The sequence below is a fragment of the Streptomyces cacaoi genome, from assembly GCF_006539165.1.
In the GTDB taxonomy this organism is placed as follows: Bacteria; Actinomycetota; Actinomycetes; order Streptomycetales; family Streptomycetaceae; genus Streptomyces; species Streptomyces cacaoi.
Genome location: NZ_BJMM01000114.1, coordinates 1 through 5,775 on the forward strand (window position 1 = coordinate 1; position 5,775 = coordinate 5,775).

The 5,775-nt window shown below is 68.6% G+C and carries 6 protein-coding genes; all 6 read right to left on the reverse strand.

Annotated features, from left to right (window positions below; all coding sequences use genetic code 11):
* The coding region (locus SCA03_RS34215) for an ATP-binding cassette domain-containing protein (protein WP_141275871.1) at window positions 1-316 on the reverse strand (316 nt) is incomplete at its 3' end.
* A 7-nt stretch (window positions 317-323) separates the two neighbouring features.
* Window positions 324-1,250 (reverse strand): ABC transporter permease, encoded by a 927-nt coding sequence (locus tag SCA03_RS34220; protein ID WP_051846654.1) that lies wholly within the window; start codon window positions 1,248-1,250, stop codon window positions 324-326.
* Between the two features lie 117 nt (window positions 1,251-1,367).
* Window positions 1,368-2,291 (reverse strand): ABC transporter permease, encoded by a 924-nt coding sequence (locus SCA03_RS34225; protein ID WP_086814522.1) that lies wholly within the window; start codon window positions 2,289-2,291, stop codon window positions 1,368-1,370.
* 6 nt (window positions 2,292-2,297) lie between these two features.
* Window positions 2,298-3,965, reverse strand: coding sequence for a peptide ABC transporter substrate-binding protein (locus SCA03_RS34230; RefSeq protein ID WP_030883464.1), 1,668 nt, complete (start codon window positions 3,963-3,965; stop codon window positions 2,298-2,300).
* Between the two features lie 296 nt (window positions 3,966-4,261).
* On the reverse strand, window positions 4,262-5,377 hold the full coding sequence (locus SCA03_RS34235; protein ID WP_030883465.1) for an ABC transporter ATP-binding protein: 1,116 nt from the start codon (window positions 5,375-5,377) through the stop codon (window positions 4,262-4,264).
* Window positions 5,361-5,775, reverse strand: a 415-nt coding sequence (locus SCA03_RS34240) for an oligopeptide/dipeptide ABC transporter ATP-binding protein (protein WP_141275872.1), incomplete at its 5' end; no start/stop codon positions are given. The genes SCA03_RS34235 and SCA03_RS34240, both read right to left, overlap by 17 nt.

A 5,775-nucleotide genomic window follows, 5' to 3' on the forward strand; every position in this document is an offset into this window, starting at 1 on the left:
CCGGATTCAGCGACGACAGCGCGTCCTGGAAGATCATCGCCATCCGGGCGCCCCGGATCCTGCGCCGCTTGTCCTCCGGCAGCCGCAGCAGATCCTGCCCCTGGAAGAGGATCTCCCCACCGGTGATCCGGCCCGGCGGCATGTCCAGGATGCCCATGACCGCCTGCGCCGTCACCGACTTGCCGGACCCCGACTCCCCCAGGACCGCCAGCGTCTCCCCTGCCTCGACGCCGAAGCTGACGCCGTTGACCGCCTGTGCGACGCCGTCCCGGGTGTGGAACTCCACGTGCAGGTCGCGCACTTCGAGCAGGGACACGGGGCTCTCACCTCAGCTTCGGGTCGAGGGCGTCGCGCACCGCGTCACCGAGCATGATGAACGCCAGCACGGTCAGGCTCAGGGCGATCGCCGGATAGACGAGGATGTGCGGGGCGTTGCGGAACTGCATGCCCTCGGAGGCGGCCGAGATGTCGGCACCCCAGGAGACGGTGGGCGGCTGGAGCCCGACCCCGAGGAAGCTGAGCGTGGCCTCCAGCGCGATATAGGTGCCCAGCGCGATCGTCGCCGTCACGATGACCGGCGCGACGGCGTTCGGCAGGATGTGGCGCACCAGCATCCGGGTGTTGCTCGCGCCCAGGGCCCGCGCCGCGAGCACGTAGTCGTTCTGCTTGGCCGTCATCACCGCACCCCGGGCGATCCGGGCGATCTGCGGCCAGCCCAGCAGGACGATGAACGCGACCACCGTCCACACCGACCGGCTGCCCGTCATGGACAGGAAGACGAGCCCGCCCAGCACGATCGGGATGCCGAAGAAGATGTCCGTCACCCGGGAGAGCACCGCGTCCCAGACACCGCCGAGGAAGCCGGCGAGCCCGCCCAGCAGCCCGCCCAGGACCGCCACCCCGAGCGTCGCGCAGACCCCGACGGTCACCGAGGTACGGGCGCCGTGTACCACCCGGGTGTAGACGTCGCAGCCCTGCGCGTTGAAGCCGAACCAGTGCCCCGAGGACGACTCCTGCAAGGAGCGCCCCAGGTCGCAGGAGAGCGGGTCCGCCGAGGTGATCAACCCGGGCCACAGCGAGATCAGTACGAGGAAGACGATGAGCAGCCCGGCGATGACGAACACCGGGTTGCGCCGCAGATCGTGCCAGGCGTCCGACCACAGGCTGCGCCCCCGCTCCCGGGGACCGCCGCCGTCCGGTCCCCCTTCGGGGTGCTCCAGGCCCTGGCCCTCGGTCTCGGCCAGCTCCATGGCGCCGCCCGGTCCGCCGATCGCCGGCGGCTGGAACGGCTGGGGCGACTGGGGCTGTTGGCTCACGGCGTACCTCCCCTCCGCGCGGTGCCGGGTACGCGGCGGGCGGGCTGCGGGTCACGCATAGCGGATCCTCGGGTCGAGCACGGCGTACAGGAGGTCGACGAGCAGATTCGCGAGGAGGAAGACGATGACGAGGATCGTCACGAAGCCGACGACCGTGGGCGAGTTCTGCCGCACGATCCCCTGCCACAGCTGGAAGCCGACGCCCTGGATGTTGAAGATGCGTTCGGTCACCAGCGCGCCGGCCATCAGCGTCCCGACATCGGTACCGAGGAAGGTGACGACGGGGATGAGCGAGTTGCGCAGCAGGTGCCGCCCGGTCACCCGTCCCCGCGAGAGCCCCTTGGCGACGGCGGTGCGCACATAGTCGGCCCGAGCGTTCTCGGCGATGGAGGTGCGCGTCAGCCGCGTCACATAGGCGAGCGAGACGAGCGCCAACACCAGCCCGGGCAGCAGCAGTTCGCCCACGGGAGCGGCCGGCGTCACGGCGGGCCGGATCCAGCCCCATTTGACGCCGAAGAGGTACTGGAAGAGCGTCCCGGTCACGAACGTCGGCACGGAGATGACGAGCAGCGTCAGCATGAGCACCGAGGTGTCGACGGGCCGTCCCCGCCGCAGCCCGGTGGCCACACCCAGCGCGATACCGATGATGATCTCGAAGACGAGGGCGATGACCGCCAGCCGGACCGTGATCGGGAAAGCGGTGCTCATCAGATCCGTCACCGGGCGGCCGTTGAACGCGTTGCCGAAATCCCCGGTGAAGATGTTGCCCATGTAGAGCACGTACTGCTGCCAGATGGGCTTGTCGAGATGGAACTGGTGCCGCAGTTGGGCGGCGGTCGCCGGGTCCGGCGCCCGGTCACCGAACAGCGCGTTGACCGGGTCGCCGATGGCGTACACCATCACGAAGATGAGCAGGGTCGTCCCGATGAACACCGGGATCATCTGGAGCAGGCGTCTGACGACGTAGCGCCCCACGGCGGGTCACTTGACCTTGATGTCGGTGAAGACCGGCACCGAGAACGGGTTGAGTTTCACCCCTGAGACCCGGTCGGAATAGCCGGCGTTGCCGTTCTGGTACCACAGCGGAATCACCGGGAACTCGTCGAGCACCTTCTTCTCCGCCTGCTGGAAGAGGCTGACGGCCTGCTTCTCGTCGGGCGCCGAGTTCGCCCGGTCCATGAGCTTGTCGACCTGGGAGGAGGAGAATCCCGAGTCGTTGGACGAGGCGTCGGTGTAGTACAGCGGCTGGAGGAAGTCCTGGATGAGCGGGTAGTCCATCTGCCAGCCCGTCCTGAACATTCCCTTCATCTTCTTGTCGCTGATGTTGTTGCGGAACTTGGCGAAGGTCGGCAGCGGATCGACGAGACAGGCGTCGTCCTTGCCCAGTACGTGGTTGATGCTGTTGCAGACCGCCTCCATCCACTGCCGGTGGGAGCCGGTGTCCACGTTCGAGGTGAGCTTGATCCGGCCGCCGGGCAGCCCGCCGCCCTTCTTGATCAGCTGCTTCGCCTGCTTCGGGTCGTAGGTGCAGGCGTCGCCGCAGAGCCCGGGCCGGTAGCCGCCCTGCTTGCCCAGCACCGGCGAGGTGAGATCCGTGGCCGGCTCCCGGGTGCCGTGGTAGATCTTCTCGGTCACCTTTTCCCGGTCGATCGCCATCGACAGCCCGCGCCGCACCAGCTTCGCCTTCTCGGTGCGCCATCTCTTGTCGTACATCGGGAAGGAGATGGTCTGGGTGATGCCCGCCGGCTGGTTGATGTAGCGGCCGTTGAGATCCTTCTTCGCGTTCTCCAGCTGGTTGGCCGGGAGTTCGTCGACGACGTCCAGGTTCCCGGCCTGGAGATCGGTGTAGCCGGTGTTCTGGTCGGTGTAGACCTTCAGCTCCACACCGTCGTTCTTCGGCTTGTCCTCGCCCGCGTAGTGCTTGTTCTTCGACAGCTTCATGGACTGGCCCTTGGTGTACGAGTCCACCTTGTAGGGGCCGTTGCCGACGGGCTTGGACAGCCAGCCGTCGTGATCGGAGAAGAACTTCTTCGGCAGCGGGGCGTAGGCGCTGTAGCCGAGGGTCTCGGGCCACAGCGAGAACTTCTGGTTGAGCCGTACGGTGAAGGTCAGATCGTCCTTGACCTTCAGCCCTGACATCGTCTTCGCCTTCGGGTCGCCCTTTTGCGGGTGGACGTCGTCGTAGCCCTCGATGTACTCGAAGAAGTAGGAATTGACCTGCTTGTTGGTGGTCAGCGCGCCGTAATTCCAGGCGTCCACGAAGGACTTGGCCGTCACCGGGCTGCCGTCGGAGAACTTCCAGCCCTTCTTGAGCTTCACCGTGAAGTTCTGCTGGTCGTCGGTGCTGATGGAGCGCGCCACGGCGTTCTCGGGCCGTCCGGTGTCCGGGTTGTACTTCTTGAGGCCCCGGAAGATCATGTCGAGGACCTTGCCGCCCTGCACCTCGTTGGTGTTGGCGGGCTCGACCGGGTGCTGGGGGTCCGTCCAGAACGCGCGGACCACCTCGCCGCCCCCGCCGCCGCCTCCACCGCCGCCGCTCCCGCCGCCACCGCAGGCCGTGGCCGTGAGAGCGAGGAGGGCGGCGGTCGCGGTCGCCTTGCCGGTCCAGGTGAGGCGGTCGGTCCAGGTGAGGCGGGTGGCTCCACGCATGGGTGCCTCCTAGTGCAATGTGGGCGCGAGAGACGACTCGCACCCACATAACACCGTTTTCACCTGTATGACTGGATGACTTGCCCGGCCCCCGGACGCGGACACCCCGAACGGGCGACTGGCCCGTTCGGGGGAGCCGGTACCGGGGCGGGCGGCGCGGCATCGGCGCAGCTCAGAGGCGGTGCGCAGGCGCTCACCCGGCGGCCTCGGGCGGCCCGGGAGCGGCTGTGCGACAGCTCGGGCGCGTCCCGGAGGGCCCGCCGGGACGCGGCGCGGACGCCGCGTCGCAGCGGGCTTCAGGCCGCGACGACCGCGGCCTTCTCCTCCGCGAAGTGGCAGGCCGACGGGTGCGCGGCCGGGGTGTCCTGGCCGGCGAAGGTCTCCGGCACCGCCAGCAGCGGCACCTCCTCGGCACACTTGTCCGTGGCCTTCCAGCAGCGGGTGCGGAACCGGCAGCCGGAGGGCGGGTTGGCCGGCGAGGGCACGTCGCCCTCCAGCACGATCCGCTCCCGGCCGTCCCGCGCCTCGGGGTCGGGCACGGGGACGGCGGACAGCAGCGCCTGGGTGTACGGGTGCGTGGGGTGCTCGTAGATCTGCTCGTCGGTGCCGATCTCGGCCATCTTGCCCAGGTACATCACACCGACCCGGTCGGAGATGTGCCGGACGATGGACAGGTCGTGCGCGATGAACATGTACGACAGGCCGAACTCGTCCTGGAGCTTCTCCATCAGGTTGACGACCTGGGCCTGGACGGAGACGTCCAGCGCGGAGACCGGCTCGTCGGCCACGATGATCTCCGGTCGAAGAGCCAGGCCCCGGGCGATCCCGATGCGCTGGCGCTGACCGCCGGAGAACTGGTGCGGATACCGGTTGATGTACTCCGGGTTCAGCCCGACGACGTCCAGCAGCTCCTGCACCTTGCGCCGCCGGTCGCCCTTCGGCGCCACGTCCGGGTGGATGTCGAAGGGTTCGCCGATGATGTCGCCGACCGTCATCCGCGGGTTCAGCGAGGTGTACGGGTCCTGGAACACCATCTGGATGTTGCGGCGGACCTCGCGCAGGGCGCGGCCCGACAGATGGGTGATGTCCTCGCCCTTGTACTTGATCGTCCCGGAGGTCGGCCGCTCCAGGTGCATCAGCAGCTTGGCGACGGTCGACTTGCCGCAGCCGGACTCCCCGACGATGCCGAGCGTCTCGCCCGGGTACAGGTCGAAGGAGATCCCGTCGACGGCCTTGACCGCGCCGATCTGCCGCTTGACGAGGATGCCCTGGGTCAGCGGGAAGTGCTTGACCAGGTCGCGCACTTCGAGGATCGGCTCCCGCTCCGCGGACGCGCCGGCGCCCTTCGTGGTGGTGACCGCGGTGGGCTTCTCGCCGGACTCCTCGGCGGGCTTCTCAGGCCGCGTGCTCATCGAGCGTCTCCTTCCAGAAGTGGCATGCGCTGCCGCGACCCGCGCCGACCTCGGCGAGCGGGGGCAGCTCGGTCCGGCAGACGTCCTGCGCCATGGGGCAGCGCGGGTGGAAGGCACAGCCCTGCGGGACCTGGGCCATGTTGGGCGGCAGGCCCTTGATCGCGTACAGCTCCTGGCCCTTGCGGTCCAGGCGCGGGATGGAGTCCAGCAGACCCCGGGTGTACGGGTGGGCGGGCGCCGCGTAGAGCTGCTTGACCGGGGCCGTCTCCACGATCCGGCCCGCGTACATCACCGCGATCTTGTCCGCGACGTCGGCGACCACACCGAGGTCGTGGGTGATCAGGATCAGGCCCATGTTGTACTCGCGCTGGAGATCGGCGAGCAGCTCCATCACCTGC